The organism is Flagellimonas aquimarina, from assembly GCF_003149745.1.
Taxonomy (GTDB): Bacteria; Bacteroidota; Bacteroidia; order Flavobacteriales; family Flavobacteriaceae; genus Flagellimonas; species Flagellimonas aquimarina.
Genome location: NZ_QGEG01000002.1, coordinates 405,444 through 421,853, shown reverse-complemented (window position 1 = coordinate 421,853; position 16,410 = coordinate 405,444). Strand labels below are relative to the sequence as shown.

Here is a 16,410-nt window from a genome sequence, read left to right as displayed (position 1 = left end):
TAATATACTATGACGGAGGCTGCTATTGAAAAAGAGAACAAAGAGATTGCGAAGCAGTACAAAGAATTGCTTCGTATCAGTTATCAAACCTTGTCCGATAAGGACAAGAAATTGATACGCTCTGCTTTTGATGTTGCCGTAGATGCCCATAAAGAACAACGCCGAAAGTCTGGAGAGGCCTACATATTTCATCCTATTGCCGTAGCAAAAATTGTAGCTTCAAAAATTGGGTTGGATGCGGTCTCCATAGCATCTGCCCTTTTACATGATGTTGTAGAAGACACACCTTATACTTTAGATGATATTGAGCGCATGTTTGGGGAAAGTGTTGCTCGTATTGTAGATGGCCTGACCAAAATATCCCATTTAAAAAAAGATAAGGACATAAGTCAACAGGCTGAGAACTTCAGAAAAATGCTGTTGACACTGCATGATGATGTTAGGGTAATAATCATCAAAATTGCAGACAGATATCATAATATGCTCACCATGGATTCCATGCCTGAGCACAAACAAGTGAAAATAGCTTCGGAAACGCTTTACATCTATGCTCCATTAGCGCACAGAATTGGCCTGTACAATATTAAAACCCATCTGGAAGACCTTAGTCTAAAGTATACCGAGCCCGAGGTGTATAAAGATATTCAAGCCAAAATTGACAATACTGAAGAAGAGCAGCTGGCATACATTGAGGATTTTTCCAATGTTATTAGAAATTCCCTTGATAAGGAAGGTTTAAATTATAATATCAAAGGGCGAATGAAATCCATTTTTTCTATCCGTAGAAAAATGAAGGCCCAAAATGTTTCTTTTGATGAGGTCTACGACAAATTTGCCATTAGAATTATTTACAAGTCCGACAAAAAGAACGAAAAGTTTTTGGCTTGGAAAATCTACTCCATTGTAACAGATCACTTTACTCCAAACCCAATCCGATTGCGGGATTGGATTACTTCTCCAAAATCCACAGGTTATGAAGCGCTTCATATTACCGTAATGGGACCAAAAGGCAAATGGGTTGAAGTACAGATTCGAAGTGAGCGAATGCATGAAATTGCGGAAAAAGGCTATGCTGCGCATTTTAAGTATAAGCACGGAGAACAAAAAGAACAAGGTATAGAAGATTGGCTCAACAGACTGCAAGAGGCGTTAGAAACTTCTAACAGCAATGCGGTTGACTTTGTAGAAGAGTTTAAACTAAACCTGTATTCTAAAGAGATTTTTGTCTTTACACCAAAAGGTGAATTAAAATCAATGCCAAAAGGTGCTACACCCTTAGACTTTGCATTTCACATACACACAGAGGTTGGAATGAAAACTCGTGGAGCAAGGGTAAATGGAAAATTGGTTCCGTTGGGGTCAGAACTCCATAGTGGTGATCAAGTAGAGATCATAACCTCTGAAAGTGCAAAACCCAGTCAAAGTTGGTTGGACTATGCGCAAACCGCAAGGGCACGGGCAAAAATTAAATCCTCATTAAGCGAAGAAAAAAAGAGTATTGCGGCTGACGGAAAAGAAATCCTTAGAAGAAAGCTAAAATCCCAAAAAATAAATCTTAACGAGGATACCGTAAACAAATTAGTAACATTCTTTAAACTCAAAACCAGTTTGGACTTGTTCTATAGAGTTGGGATTGGCGTTATTGACAATGAGCGGATAAAGGAGTTTGCTTCTTCGTACCACAATGCCTTCTTAAATTTCTTTAAAAACAGGATTCGTAGAAATCCTGCTCCAAAAGACGTTGACAAAGAAGAAATCACTACTAAATATGATATGCTCGTATTTGGTAAGGAAGAGGAAAAATTGTCCTACAAACTTTCGCAGTGCTGCAATCCGATCCCTGGGGATGATGTTTTTGGGTTTGTAAGTGTAAATGATGGCATCAAAGTTCATAAAAAGAACTGCCCCAATGCCATTTCTTTGCAATCCAATTACGCATATAGAATTATGTCCGCCAAATGGATAGATTCCTCTCAAGAAGATTTTACGGTAGATGTTCAAATTACTGGAATAGATAATTTAGGTCTTGTTAACGATATCACTAATATCATATCAGATAATATGCATGTTAATATGCGTAACCTTAATTTTAATGCAGAGGGCGGCACCTTTACTGGCAAAATCACGTTGGTTGTAAAAAACAACAGTATTCTTAAAAAACTAATCAATAATTTGAAGCAGGTAGAGGGGATAGACAAAGTAACCAGAATTTAATTTTTAGCTGTACCTTTGTCCTTTAGTTTTGGTGAGAAAGCAGCTATGGGGAACAATAAGAATCAGGAAATTGTAAAAAATGTGTTCACTTCTTTCCTAGAAGAAAAGGGGCATCGCAAAACCCCGGAACGCTACGCCATCCTACAAGAAATTTATAATAGCGATGACCATTTTGATGTGGAATCCTTGTACATCAAAATGAAAACAAAGAATTATAGGGTAAGCCGTGCCACGCTATACAACACCATAGAACTTTTGCTGGACTGCAAACTGGTTAGAAAGCATCAATTTGGAAAAAATCAGGCACAATATGAAAAATCATATTTTGATCGTCAGCACGACCATGTGATTTTAACAGACACTGGAGAAGTTGTTGAGTTTTGCGACCCTCGCATTCAATCTATAAAAAAAACCATTGAGGAAGTTTTTGATATTAAAATCAACAACCACTCATTATATTTCTACGGAACCAGAAACAAAGAAGAAAACCTAACAGAATAACCAACACATTTCATGGTAGATTTATTGCTTGGACTCCAATGGGGAGATGAAGGAAAAGGGAAAATTGTTGATGTACTTACTAAAGACTATGACATTATTGCACGATTTCAAGGAGGTCCAAATGCAGGACACACCCTGGAGTTTGACGGCATAAAACATGTGCTGCATACCATCCCTTCAGGAATTTTTCACAAAAACGCATTAAATATTGTTGGTAACGGAGTAGTGATAGACCCTGTTATTTTCAAAAAAGAATTGGACAATCTTGAAAAATTTGAAATTGATATTACATCAAAACTGTTTATCTCAAGAAAAGCACATCTTATTTTACCCACCCATCGTTTACTGGATGCAGCGTCAGAAGCTGCAAAGGGAAAAGCCAAGATTGGTTCTACCTTAAAAGGTATTGGACCAACCTATATGGATAAAACCGGCAGAAATGGTATGCGAGTTGGAGATTTAGAGTTTGACAACTGGGAAGAGAAATATAGAGCTTTAGCGGACAAGCATGAGGCCATGATCGGGTTTTATAACGTGGATATCCAATATGACCTGGCAGAATTGGAGGCAGAATTTTATGAAGGAGTAGCTACACTAAGACAATTGAAGTTTATTGATAGCGAAGAGTATATTTTCAAGGCACAGGAACAAGGCAAGAAAATATTGGCGGAAGGAGCACAGGGGTCTTTATTGGATATTGATTTTGGCACCTATCCTTTTGTGACTTCTTCTAATACAACAGCTGCTGGAGCCTGTACAGGTTTGGGAGTAGCGCCCAATAAAATAGGTCGAGTATTGGGGATTTTTAAAGCATATACCACTAGAGTAGGTAGTGGCCCCTTCCCTACTGAGCTGTTCGATAATGACGGCGAAACCATGGGTCGTGTTGGTAATGAATTTGGTGCTACTACTGGTAGACCTAGGCGATGCGGTTGGCTTGATCTGGTGGCACTAAAATATGCAGTACAAATCAACGGTGTAACGGAGTTAATGATGATGAAAGGAGATGTGCTTAGCGGCTTTAAAACCCTAAAAGTATGTACTGCTTATAAATACAAAGGAGAAGAAATTCAACATCTACCCTACAATATTGAAAGTGAAAATGTGACTCCAGTTTATAAAGAGATGAAAGGTTGGGCAAAAGACTTAACCCAATTGACTAAAGCTGAAGAGTTACCTCCTGCCTTAAACGATTACATTGCATTTTTGGAAGAACAGTTGAACGTTCCCATTAAAATTGTTTCGGTAGGCCCGGACAGAACGCAGACTATTCATCGTTAGGAATACTAAACCTTTCTAAATCTATAGCTATACTTTGCTTAAATATCCTACTTTTGGGCAAAATTTAATGGATTTGAAAAGAATTTCGTTTTTCATTTTTGCCTTTTCATTTTTCTTTTCTTCAGCGCAAATTGAAACCCCTGAAGGCAGGCAAATCAATATTGTTTACGGTGCCAATTTCACTAAAGATGAGGTCCAATTTCCAGGAGCTTCTATTTTTAGCAAGGATGATGAACGGCAAGTACAATTTGAACACCAAGGGGCAGATTTGTGGTGCGATATAGCTATTTTTTATTCCCAAGAAAACCGTTTAAAAGCAATAGGGAATGTTAGGTTACAACAGGGTGATTCTATTGAAATGAACAGTAGCTATATGAGTTATAATGGTGACTCAAAATTGGCAAAGGCATGGGAAAAAGTGGATCTTACCGACGGCCAAATGACCCTGACCACTGACACTCTATATTTTAATAGAGAAAAACAAGAATCTTTCTACAATTCTGGGGGAAAAGTGGTTGACTCCGTCAATGTGCTTACAAGTAAGATCGGTACCTATTTTACCGAGTTGAAAAAAGTACAGTTTCGAAACGATGTCCATATCGACAATCCAGAATATATCATAGATTCCGAACAACTGGATTACTATCGCATCTCTAAAAATGCTTACATGTATGGGCCATCTACCATAACCGGCGAAGAATACAAAATTTATTGTGAACGTGGTTTTTACGACACCAAGATTGAACAAGGATATGGCATAAAAAACACTAGGATCGATTATGACAATAAAATCATAGAGGGTGACAGTCTTTATTTTGATAAGACATCTGAATTTGCATCTGCCACCAATAACATCCAGATAACGGATACCATAAACAATGGGGTTATTAGAGCACATTATGCCGAAGTCTTCAAAGCAAAAGATTCCGTTTTTGCCACAAAAAGAGCTGTTTCAATAAATCTGGTGCAACAAGATTCACTTTATATGCATGGTGATACACTAATGGTTACCGGAAAACCAGAAGCTCGTATTCTTCGTGCTTTTAGAAATGCCAAATTCTACAAAACGGATTTAAGCGGAAAATGTGATTCTATACATTCCGAGGAAAAAACCGGAATCACCCAACTTATCAAAAATCCAATCTTATGGAATGTAGATAATCAAATCACAGGTGATAGTATCCATTTAATTTCGGACTTAGAGACCGAAAAATTAGACTCCCTTAAAGTATTGGGGAATGCTTTTATCATTTCATTGGATACTATTGGTAAAACTGGCTACAACCAAGCCAAAGGGAAAGATCTTTTTGGAAAGTTCATCGAAAATGAACTTAAAATCATTGATTTGATTAGAAATACCGAAGTCATTTATTACATGTACAATGACGACGATGAACTAATAGGAATTAATAAAACTATTTGCAGTAAGATAAGGCTGCTAATGGCCAATAGCGATATTGAGGATATAACGTTTTTTGTAAATCCGGATGGCGATATTTTTCCTGACAAGGATTTACCAATTGAAAGTAGAAAATTAAAAGGATTCATATGGCGTGGAGATGAACGGATCCTAAGTAAGGATGACATTTTTGATGAAGATGACAACAATATAGAACTTGTGAAAATACGAGGCATAGATAATCCCATAGATATAGATGCGGAGGAAAAAGAACGTCAGGAGAATGAAAACGACCCAGTGAACAAAATATCTACCGCAAAGGCTATAAAACCTAAAAAAGTCGCCATAAAGAAAGTACAAAGTCCCTGATGCTTAAAGATAACTTTTTCACATATCAGGCCCAGACCACTCCTCACCCTTTGGGTATAGAAGTTTCACATGCAAAGGGCAGCTACGTTTATGATAATCAAGGTAGGGGCCATTTAGATTTTGTAGCAGGTGTTTCTGCAGTCAGCTTAGGCCATTGCCACCCAAGAGTAGTAAATGCAGTAAAAGAGCAGCTCGAAAAATATATGCATGTAATGGTATATGGTGAATACATTCAGCAACCTGCGGTGGAATTTACAAAGCTCTTGGCCTCTAAACTCCCAGAAGAACTAGAAACCACATATTTGGTCAATTCTGGAACCGAAGCTATAGAAGGCGCCATAAAAATGGCAAGAAGGTATACCGGGCGATCACAGCTCATTGCTGCACACCATGCCTATCACGGTAACACTATTGGCAGTTTAAGCCTAATGGGGTACGAAGAACGCAAAAGTGCGTTTAGACCATTAATGCCAGATGTCTCCTTTATCAAGTTTAATGTTGAAAAAGATTTAGAAAAAATAACTGAAAAAACCGCAGCTGTTGTTCTAGAAACCATTCAGGGAGGGGCTGGATTCATACTACCAGAAAAAGGGTACTTGGAAAAAGTAAGACAACGCTGCGATCAAGTAGGCGCCCTATTGATTTTAGATGAGATACAACCCGGTTTTGGAAGAACGGGTAAACTATTTGCATTTGAACATTTTAATTGTATTCCAGACATTTTGGTAATTGGCAAGGGAATGGCTTCAGGACTTCCTGTGGGAGGTTTTGTTGCTTCAAAAAAAATAATGGACAGCTTACAAATCAGTCCAAAACTTGGTCATATTACCACATTTGGCGGAAATCCGGTAATTGCAGCTGCCAGCCTGGCAACTTTACGGGAAATCACTGAAACACAACTTATTCAACAGACTCTAGAGAAAGAAAAACTATTTAGAACCCTTTTGGTACATCCTTTGATTAAGGAAGTAAGAGGTAAGGGTTTAATGCTTGCTCTGCTTTTTGATAATGAAGTAATTGCCAATTATTTAGTGTTGACATCATCCAAAAAAGGGCTTATTCTTTTCTGGTTGCTTTTTGAACCTAAAGCAGTTCGAATATCACCGCCTTTGACCATTTCAATGAAAGAAATAACTAAAGGATGCGACCAAATCATTGGCATTTTAAACGATTATAAACCCACTGCTGTTAACTAATTTGTTGATAACATACCCAAAACAGAGGCTTAAAGATAGCTGCAAAGGGCTAATTTTAAGTCCATAGTTAAACCAAACTCGTTCCTATGGCGTTAGATTCTAACGAATATCCTGACAAATCCATAAGTAAATTTGAGTCCATGCTCAAGACAGATGATGTCTACTTTTTTGATGCGGAGGACTTTGAGGAAATCATTCATTATTATTTAAATAACGGAAAGGTCTCATTAGGTAAAAAAGCGATTCAAATAGGCTTAGAACAACACCCTAACTCATTGGAATTAAAATTATTACGTGTTGAGATTTTAGTTTTTGAAGATAAGTTTGAAACTGCAGAAAAACTGTTGGATGAACTTCAAAACATAGACTCTCACAACGAAGAAATATATATACAACGAGCCAACATTCAATCCAAACAGGATAATCACCAAGAAGCGGTAAATCTACTTTTGGAAGCATTACATAGAACCGAAGATAGTTTTGATATCTATTCACTTTTAGGAATGGAATACCTGTTCATGGATGATTTTGAAAGTGCAAAACGTAGTTTTATGAGATGTGTGGAGTTTGATGATCGAGACTATTCCTCCCTCTACAACGTAATCTACTGTTTTGAATTTTTAGAAGATTTTGATGGTGCAATTCACTATTTGAACGACTATTTAGAGCGGAACCCATATTGCGAGGTAGCATGGCATCAATTAGGCAAGATGTACTTAGGTATGGATATGTTCCAAGAAGCATTGACTTCTTTTGATTTTGCAATAATATCTGATGATTCTTTCATTGGAGCTTACTTTGAAAAAGGAAAGGTTCTAGAAAAGCTAGGGAAGTATAACGAAGCCATTGAAAACTACGAAACCACTATTTCAATAGAGGATCCAACGTCACATGCCTACCTCAGAATAGGAAGGTGCCATGAAAAATTAGGAAACAACGACCTAGCAAAATACTACTATTACAATACAGTTCATGAAGACCCCTTACTTGATAAAGGATGGTTGGCAATAACAGATTTTCACTACAAGTTAGAGAACTACGAAAAAGCGTTGTACTATATCAATAAAGCTATAAACATTGATGGCGAAAATCCGTTGTATTGGAAAAAATGCGCAAAAATCTATTTTGCCCTCAATAATTTTGACGAAGCAGATTTTGCATACAAACAAGCTGTTGATTTAGGTAACTATGAACTCGATACTTGGAAAAATTGGGCAGATGTTTTAAAAAAAACTGGAGATTTTGGTTCCTCAATCCAAGTGCTGATCCAAGGACTTGAATTTTATCCCGAAAGTGCAGAACTCCTATACAAACTGGCCGGGGTATACCTTAAGAACGATGAAGTTTTAAATACCAGGGAGAAATTGGCAGAGGCCATGCAATTGAATATTGAAAAATTGCAGCTGTTTGAAGAAGAATTTCCCGAGTTCAACAAGGTAAAGTGGCTACAGACCTTAGTTTCCGAAATCAAAAAAACATCTACATAGCCTAAGTTTTTACCCCTAAAATTTATGAAAGGACGTCAACTGCTAGATTACGTGTTTATCACGCTCAAAGGAATTGCCATGGGTGCTGCTGATGTGGTTCCAGGCGTTTCGGGAGGTACTATAGCCTTTATCTCTGGTATTTATGAAGAACTCATAAGCTCCATCAACAACATAAATCTTTCTCTTTTTATCACGTTAAGAAAAGAAGGGGCAAAAGTGTTTTGGGACAAGGTCAACGGTAATTTTTTGCTTGCTTTATTCTCTGGTATTTTTATAAGTGTACTTTCACTCGCTAAATTTCTAAGTTGGTTGTTAGAAAATCAACCGATTTTGTTATGGTCATTTTTCTTTGGATTAGTGCTCGCCAGCATCTTTTTTGTGGGAAAAGAAATTAAGAGATGGTCAGCTGGCACTATCATCATTTTTATTATTGGTGCGGCAATGGCTTATTTTATTACCGAACTCCCTCCCAACGAAAATGTGAATAGTCTTCCCTATCTCTTCTTATCTGGTGCCTTGGCGGTATGCGCCATGATTTTACCAGGAATATCAGGAGCATTTATACTAGTCCTTTTAGGTTCCTATAAAACCATTTTAGATGCCGTTCATGAACGAGATGTCAAAATCGTCATTACTGTTGCCCTAGGAGCCGTATTTGGGCTTTTAAGCTTTGCTAGGCTATTAAAATGGATGTTCAGCCATTACAAAAACATTACCCTGGCCCTGTTAACAGGTTTTATATTAGGATCATTGAACAAAATATGGCCATGGAAAAAAGTATTGGAGACCAAAACTTTTGGCGATAAAACAATAGTTATTGATGATATAAATGTGCTGCCTTGGGCATTTGATGGTGACAATCAGTTAATACTTGCCATAATCCTAGCTATAATAGGTTTTTCGCTTATTTTTATCTTGGAAAAACTTGCTTCCAAAAAATAAGCGAAACTTACCCAATATATGCATCAGCCTAGAACATTTCTGGATAACTTTTTTTTGGTGATAAAAGGCCTTTGCATGGGCGCTGCCAACAAAGTGCCTGGAGTTTCTGGGGGTATAGTTGCTTTTGTAGGTGGTTTTTATGAAGAGTTTATCTATTCTCTTCAAAAAGTAAATTCCAAAGCTTTAAAGCTACTGCTCAATGGAAGGTTCAAGAGTTTTTATCGGTATACAAATGGACAATTTTTATTATTGCTCATCTTCGGTATGCTTGTTAGTTATTTTAGCATATCCAGAGTGCTCGACTTTTTTCTAGAACAAAAAGAACTGTTCGTATGGGCAAGCTTTTTTGGTATGATTTTAGGTTCAATCTATTACATATCCAAAGATTTTGACCATTGGAACAAAAGGACCGTTCCTTTAGGAGTACTTGGTCTAATTATAGGTATTTCAATCAGTTTTTTAAGCCCTGCCAAAGAAAATGACAATCTCTTTTTTATTTTCTTTTGCGGTATTATTAGTGTTTCTGGAATGACATTGCCAGGGCTTTCGGGTTCTTTTATTCTAATTCTTTTAGGAAACTATGTACTCTTATTAGTCGATTCTGTAAATGCCCTTTATGATACTTTTTCGGAAGTATTTTCAGGGGATTTTGGTTTCATGGACAATCCTAAACGGATGCAAACACTCAAGATTTTATCGGTTTTTACCTTGGGTTCCGCAACCGGTTTGGTAACTTTTAGTCATTTACTCAGTTATGTGCTCAAACATTACAAAGCAAGTTCCACTGCTGTTATCCTAGGCTTTATAACGGGTTCTTTAGGAGTGCTATGGCCGTGGAAAAGAACCATGTACAAAATGGATGCCCTTGGTAACATATTACTGGATTCCAACGGAGATAAAATAGTTCTTAATTATGAGCGCTATCTACCAAATCTGGCAACTCCAGAAACCTGGTGGGCCATATTTTTTGTGGTTCTTGGAATTTTGGTATTATTGCTTTTAGATTGGTATGGAAAAAACAGAAAAGAAAGAAAACAGATACGGACTGCTAGGTAAAGATATTTCCTATTCTTTTTCTCAAGGCTATTTTGCAAAAAAATTTGTAGAACTAAAGCTGAATGATCATAGTTATGAAAATTTTGATATTCCAGAAATATCGGAATTTAAAGCACTTGTAACCCAAAGGCACTTAAAAGGGCTTAACGTTACCATTCCATATAAAGAACAGGTCATCACGTATTTGGATGATTTAGATGCTGATGCAAAAAAAATTGGAGCGGTAAACACCATAAAATTTACCAAAAAAGGATTAAAGGGATATAACACCGATGCCTATGGCTTTCAGAAATCCATAGAACCATTCTTAAAACCACATCATAAGAAAGCACTGATCTTAGGAACTGGTGGGGCATCAAAAGCTATTTGTTTTGTTTTAGAAAGGTTGGGTATTGAATATACCTATGTTTCTAGAACCAAAAAAGAGCATCAATTTACCTATAAAGAGCTAAGTAAGGAGGTTATGTTGGCTCATTCCATCATTGTTAACTGTACTCCGCAAGGCACGTTTCCCAATATAAATGACAAACCTGACCTTCCCTATCAGCACTTGAACGAGAAACACCTTTTGTTTGATCTTATTTACAACCCTGATAAAACGGCTTTTTTAATTGAAGGGGAGTCTAAAGGAACTAAAATATGTAATGGCTTGAAAATGTTGCAATTACAAGCTGAAAAGAGCTGGGAAATTTGGAATTCAACCTAAAAAAGGTCAGGAACACTTCATTTTGATTAATCCACACATCGTAAAACTTAAACAAAAGAAGAAGCGCTACTTTTGTTATTAGGTAATTTAGTTGTTAACTTGGCTATAATTATCATCAATTCAAAGGAAAAGAAACTACTGATGCAGGACAACGAACAAAAACTTCAGGAAACTGAAGGTGGTGGTACTGAGCATAATGCGGATGTTATAAAAACTACTGTAGAAGAAAGCCCCATTTCTGAACCAAAAACAGCCGATAATCCAGTACAAGAAAACACAGATACAGATATTGAACCTCCAAAGGAATCTCAATCTTCTGAAGAAAACCCAGCTTCCGACGATGAGAAACCGGAAAAGGCGACTTCAGAATCCAATGCCAAAGATTTAGAAAACGAATCTTCAAAACCTGAGAAACCAGATGAAGTTATTGAAGAAATTGAAGAATCCAATGCTGAAGATGCCGAAGATGTAGATAACCACAAACGTCATCATATTCCAATGTTGGATTATCACTCCATGTCCATTGAGAACTTGGTTGGAGAGTTGCAACGCTTGGTCAAGAATGAAAAAATCCAAGCCATAAATAAACATGTCAGTTCTATTAAATATGAATTTGACCAAAAATTTCAGGAGTTTTTAGAACACAAAAAAGAAGAGTTTATAGCCAATGGCGGTAATGAAATAGATTTTAGATATAATTCCGTATCCAAGAGACAGTTCAATGAAGTATTTGGAGAATATCGTGAAAAACGAGACCAATATTACAAACAACTGGAACAAAACCTTAAAGGCAATCTTAATAAGCGCTTGGAAATTATTGAAGAACTTAAGGGTCTTATTAATGTAGAAGAGGATATTAATACCACATATAAGAATTTTAAGGAATTACAAGAAAACTGGAGAAACGCTGGTCCTGTTCCGCGAAACAATTATAACGATGTTTGGAGAACATACCACCACCATATGGAGATCTTCTATGATTTTCTCCATCTTAACCGAGAATTAAGAGATCTTGATTTTAAGCATAACCTAGAAGAAAAATTAAAACTAGTACAACGTGCAGAAGCACTGGTCAATGAACCTGATCTAGGAAAGGCTTTTAGGGAGCTACAAACGCTTCACAAGATTTGGAAAGAAGATATAGGCCCGGTTGCAAAGGAACAACGGGAGGAAGTCTGGAATCGTTTTAGCAGTGCCACCAAAGCCATGCACGAGAGAAGGCAAGAGCATTACCAAGAACTAGAAAAGGATTATGAAAAGAACCTAGAAAAAAAACAGGAGGTCATAGCATCCATATTGAAAATTTCGGAAAATGTTACAGACAATCACAAAGCTCTTCAGTTACAGATAAAAGAGGTAGAAGCTCTCCGAGATACTTTTTTTAAAGCGGGTAAAGTACCTCAAAAAGTGAATGAACAAACTTGGAGTACCTTCAAAGATGCCGTGCGTAAATTTAATCGCAATAAAAATTCTTTTTATAAAAATCAAAAAAAGGAGCAGCATGAGAATTTAGAAAAGAAAAAGGCTCTCTTGGAACTTGCTCTAGCACTTAAAGATAGTGACGATAGGGAGATGGCTACTCCTGAAATGAAGCGCATACAAAGCGAATGGAAAAAAATTGGCCACGTACCAAGAAAATATTCCGATAAGATTTGGAACGAATTTAAAAATGCCTGTAATCATTATTTTAACAGACTACATTCTGAAAGAAATGAAAGTCAAAAAGAAGAGTACGAAAATCTTGAGAAGAAAAATGCATGTCTGGAACGCCTAAAAGCCTTTCAATTAAGCGGAGATAACGAAAAAGACCTTACCACATTAAAGAAGTTTATTTCCGAGTGGAAAACATACGGGCGAATTCCCTATAATAAAAAGCACATAAACGGTAAGTTCAACAAAATTGTAGATGCCTTGTTCACAAAATTGGGAGTAAGCAGACAAGAATCAGAATTGCTCAGGTATGGAGATAAAATGCAGCAACTTGCAAAAACTGACGACAATAGGGCAATTGGAAATGAACGAATCTTTATACGAAGGAAAATAGAAGAAAATAAATCAGAGATAAGACAGTTAGAAAACAATCTTCAATTCTTTTCGAATGCCTCTGAAGACAACCCTCTTGTAAAGGACGTGGTTAAAAATATAAATAGACACAAGGAAGCGCTTGAAACTTGGAAAGCCAAAATTAAAAAGCTAAATATCATGGAAAACAATCGCAATAAGGCGATTGAAGAGGAGAATGCACAAAACAGTGGCGAAGAAGAGTAAAACAACATTTTATTTAATAGATGAGCCTGGTGCATTAATTCCTCAATGTACCAGGCTTAAACTTTTTTGAATCTGTTCTATTTAATATAGCTTTAGAAGGTAATTTATTAAATCTGTTGTAGTAACGATGCCAACAAGTTTTCCGTCATCCACAACTGGCAAAGCATGAAATTCCTTTTTTGCCAAAAATTGGGCGACTTCTTTTATAGTGGTATGGGAAGGAACACTAACTACATCTCTTGCCATTACCTGAGAAATAGTGAACATATTATAAACCATAGTATCCACTCTTTCTTCATACTCATCAACAGCATCTGCAAAACTAATTCTCAACAAATCAGTATAGCTCAACATGCCCACAATAGTATTCCCACTGATCACTGGAATGTGCCTTATATTGTGTTTCTTAAAAAGTTCTTCAGCAGTTACAAGATCATCATTAGTGGTCAATGTGATTAGGTCTCTGGACATTATTTCTAAAACTGGTACACGCTTTTTCATATTTGATAGGTTTTAATCTATCAATGAAATTACCTAGTTTCTTTTTAGAAAATAATGATAATTATCAGGGGCTACTTTGCAACATTAACTGATCTTGTCTCGCGAATAACCGTAACTTTCACCTGCCCAGGATAGGTCATGTCTGTCTGTATTTTTTGAGAAATCTCAAAAGATAGCTCAGCCGCCTTATCATCGCTTACTTTTTCACTTTCAACAATTACGCGAAGTTCCCTACCTGCCTGTATGGCATACGCCTTTTGAACACCATTAAAACCGAAGGCAACATCCTCTAAGTCCTTTAAGCGTTGAATATATGAATCCAAAACCTGTCTTCTTGCACCAGGGCGTGCTCCACTTATTGCATCACATACCTGTACAATTGGAGAAATTAAGGTGTTCATTTCAATTTCGTCATGGTGAGCCCCAATTGCATTGCACACTTCCTTATTCTCCCCAAATTTTTTGGCCCACTGCATTCCAAGAATTGCATGCGGGGTTTCTACCTCTACTTCTGTGTTTGGCACTTTTCCAATATCATGCAATAACCCAGCACGTTTAGCAATTTTGGGGTTAAGTCCTAATTCTGCTGCCATTACACCACAAAGTTTGGCAACCTCTCTTGAATGCTGTAACAAATTTTGCCCATAAGAAGAACGATACTTCATTCTACCTACAGCTTTTATCAATTCTGGATGTAATCCGTGAATTCCAAGGTCTATAACGGTGCGCTTACCAATTTCCGCAATCTCTTCGTTGATTTGCTTTTCCGTCTTTTTAACGATCTCCTCAATACGTGCGGGATGAATTCTTCCATCAGTAACCAAGCGGTGCAAAGAAAGTCGGGCCACTTCTCTTCTAACGGAGTCAAAACATGAAAGTATTATTGCTTCTGGTGTATCATCCACTATAATCTCTACTCCAGTTGCAGATTCAATGGCTCGAATGTTACGACCCTCTCTTCCGATTATTCGGCCCTTCACATCGTCAGATTCTAAATTAAATACAGATACACAGTTCTCTACAGCTTCCTCAGTTCCAATTCTCTGAATAGTATTGATTACTATTTTTCGGGCTTCTTGCTGCGCTGTCAACTTTGTTTCCTCCAAAGTACTTTGCAAATATGCCATAGCATCTGTTTTTGCAGTTTCCTTAAGAGATTCCAATAACTGACTTTTGGCATCTTCAGCAGAAAGTCCAGAGATTACCTCTAACTGCTGTACTTGGCTCTTGTGAAGTCTTTCGGTTTCTGATTGTTTTTTGTCAAGGATTTCCCCCTTGTGCGTAACTTCCTTGATTTGTTCCTGAAGTTGCTCGTTTAGTTTTTTGCTTTTGGAAAGCTCATTGCTGATTTGGGATTCTTTATCTCTTGTCCTTTTCTCAGCTTCAACAATCTTTTTGTCTTTGTTTATAATGACCTTTTCGTGTTCCGCTTTCAATTCTAAAAACTTTTCCTTGGCCTGAAATATTTTGTCTTTCTTTATATTCTCTCCTTCTTTTTTTGCTTCTTTTAATATATCCGCAGCTTCTCGTTTAGCATTGGAAATGGTTTTTGCAGCTTTACCTTTTTCCATCATCTTGGCAATTACAAATCCTATCGCCAACCCAACAACTGCAGCTACAACAATTACTATAGTGTTATCCATGTTGATTGTGTTTGGTTAAAAAAAAAGCCCACATTAGCCGAAGTTTTGTACAAACTCCAAATTACAGGTTTAGGGCTAACAAGCTGCTCAAGGATCCCTATACAGGTAGGGCCTGCTTTTACAACTTAAACTCACCCTTTTCAAATATAATAGTGTTGAGTTTGTCAAAAAATAATTACCAATGTGGGCAGTAACAATATTTTTATTTAAAAGAACTTATTCCCCTAGCTTGGAGTGTACCAAGTCATTTAAGGCCCGAAGGCGTTCAAATGCAGCGCTGGTATTTTCTGAGCGGTCTATGCCGCCTTGCTCAATTTTAGAAGCAAACTGTAAGGCACACATGGCCAATACATCTTGCTTATCACGTACAGCATAGTTTTGCTCAAACTTTTTTACTAAGTTTTCAATACTCTTGGCTGCTTTTCGCAATCCCTCCTCTTGCTTAGGATCTATGGTCAATGGATACACCCTATCTGCAATGGAAAGCTTTATTTTGAGCTTCTCCTCCATATTTTAATTACAAATTAATCCGCAAGTTTAGCAATGCAAACATCCAGTTCGCGGATTAATGTATTTATCTTGAGCTTAGCTTCGGTTTTATTAGTATTACTACCCAACATCGTGTTTGCCATTTTTAGGGAATCATATTTTTCTTCCCATTCTAAAACAGCGCTCTGTGCAAGTTGGTTTTCTTCTTTTGCAAGGTTCAATTCTTCTTTTAATTTAGAATTAGCCTTATGCAACAACTCTAGTTTGTGCAACAGCTTACTTACCTTATTCTCTAAAGAATCAACAATCTCAACTAGTTCGCCCATATGCAAACACCAATGCGTATTACACAAAGTTA

At 37.0% G+C, this 16,410-nt stretch carries 14 protein-coding genes and 1 other RNA gene; 10 read left to right on the top strand and 5 right to left on the bottom strand.

Features of this window, described 5'->3' with window-relative positions:
• The first annotated feature begins 9 nt into the window (after positions 1-9).
• From DKG77_RS08705 to DKG77_RS08660, 10 genes are all read left to right on the top strand, one after another.
• Positions 10-2,214, top strand: coding sequence for a RelA/SpoT family protein (locus DKG77_RS08705; protein WP_109662214.1), 2,205 nt, complete (start codon positions 10-12; stop codon positions 2,212-2,214).
• A gap of 45 nt (positions 2,215-2,259) precedes the next feature.
• On the top strand, positions 2,260-2,715 hold the full coding sequence (locus DKG77_RS08700) for a Fur family transcriptional regulator (RefSeq protein WP_109662212.1): 456 nt from the start codon (positions 2,260-2,262) through the stop codon (positions 2,713-2,715).
• Between the two features lie 12 nt (positions 2,716-2,727).
• Positions 2,728-3,996, top strand: a complete 1,269-nt coding sequence (locus tag DKG77_RS08695) for an adenylosuccinate synthase (protein ID WP_109662210.1) — start codon at positions 2,728-2,730, stop codon at positions 3,994-3,996.
• A gap of 67 nt (positions 3,997-4,063) precedes the next feature.
• The gene (locus DKG77_RS08690; protein ID WP_109662208.1) at positions 4,064-5,764 is read left to right on the top strand and encodes an OstA-like protein; all 1,701 of its coding nucleotides are present in this window, start codon (positions 4,064-4,066) and stop codon (positions 5,762-5,764) included.
• Positions 5,764-6,960: an aspartate aminotransferase family protein gene (locus DKG77_RS08685; protein ID WP_109662206.1), complete on the top strand. Its 1,197-nt coding sequence runs from the start codon at positions 5,764-5,766 to the stop codon at positions 6,958-6,960. The genes DKG77_RS08690 and DKG77_RS08685 overlap by 1 nt, the downstream gene beginning before the upstream one ends.
• Before the next feature lie 86 nt (positions 6,961-7,046).
• Positions 7,047-8,447, top strand: a complete 1,401-nt coding sequence (locus DKG77_RS08680; protein WP_109662204.1) for a tetratricopeptide repeat protein — start codon at positions 7,047-7,049, stop codon at positions 8,445-8,447.
• Positions 8,448-8,471: 24 nt separating this feature from the next.
• Positions 8,472-9,389, top strand: coding sequence for a polyprenyl-phosphate transporter (locus tag DKG77_RS08675; RefSeq protein WP_109662203.1), 918 nt, complete (start codon positions 8,472-8,474; stop codon positions 9,387-9,389).
• 18 nt (positions 9,390-9,407) lie between these two features.
• Positions 9,408-10,445 (top strand): DUF368 domain-containing protein, encoded by a 1,038-nt coding sequence (locus DKG77_RS08670; RefSeq protein WP_109662201.1) that lies wholly within the window; start codon positions 9,408-9,410, stop codon positions 10,443-10,445.
• Positions 10,399-11,151, top strand: coding sequence for a shikimate dehydrogenase family protein (locus tag DKG77_RS08665; RefSeq protein WP_109662200.1), 753 nt, complete (start codon positions 10,399-10,401; stop codon positions 11,149-11,151). Before DKG77_RS08670 ends, DKG77_RS08665 begins: the two co-directional genes overlap by 47 nt.
• Positions 11,152-11,289: 138 nt before the next feature.
• Positions 11,290-13,419, top strand: a complete 2,130-nt coding sequence (locus DKG77_RS08660; RefSeq protein ID WP_417935477.1) for a DUF349 domain-containing protein — start codon at positions 11,290-11,292, stop codon at positions 13,417-13,419.
• An 81-nt stretch (positions 13,420-13,500) separates the two neighbouring features.
• On the opposite strand, the gene DKG77_RS08655 is transcribed toward DKG77_RS08660, so the two are convergent.
• The 5 genes from DKG77_RS08655 to DKG77_RS08635 all read right to left on the bottom strand — a co-directional run bounded on the left by DKG77_RS08655 (position 13,501) and on the right by DKG77_RS08635 (position 16,378).
• Positions 13,501-13,920 (bottom strand): CBS domain-containing protein, encoded by a 420-nt coding sequence (locus DKG77_RS08655; RefSeq protein ID WP_109662198.1) that lies wholly within the window; start codon positions 13,918-13,920, stop codon positions 13,501-13,503.
• Positions 13,921-13,991: 71 nt separating this feature from the next.
• Positions 13,992-15,563: a ribonuclease Y gene (gene rny, locus DKG77_RS08650; RefSeq protein ID WP_109662196.1), complete on the bottom strand. Its 1,572-nt coding sequence runs from the start codon at positions 15,561-15,563 to the stop codon at positions 13,992-13,994.
• 51 nt (positions 15,564-15,614) lie between these two features.
• Positions 15,615-15,724: non-coding RNA, 6S RNA (gene ssrS / locus DKG77_RS08645), on the bottom strand.
• Between the two features lie 55 nt (positions 15,725-15,779).
• Positions 15,780-16,073 carry a cell division protein ZapA gene (locus tag DKG77_RS08640; RefSeq protein WP_109662195.1) on the bottom strand — a complete coding sequence of 98 codons (294 nt, stop codon included), beginning with the start codon at positions 16,071-16,073 and terminating at the stop codon, positions 15,780-15,782.
• A gap of 14 nt (positions 16,074-16,087) precedes the next feature.
• Entirely contained in the window at positions 16,088-16,378 is a 291-nt protein-coding gene (locus DKG77_RS08635; protein WP_109662193.1) for a hypothetical protein, read from the bottom strand.
• Positions 16,379-16,410 lie beyond the last annotated feature (32 nt).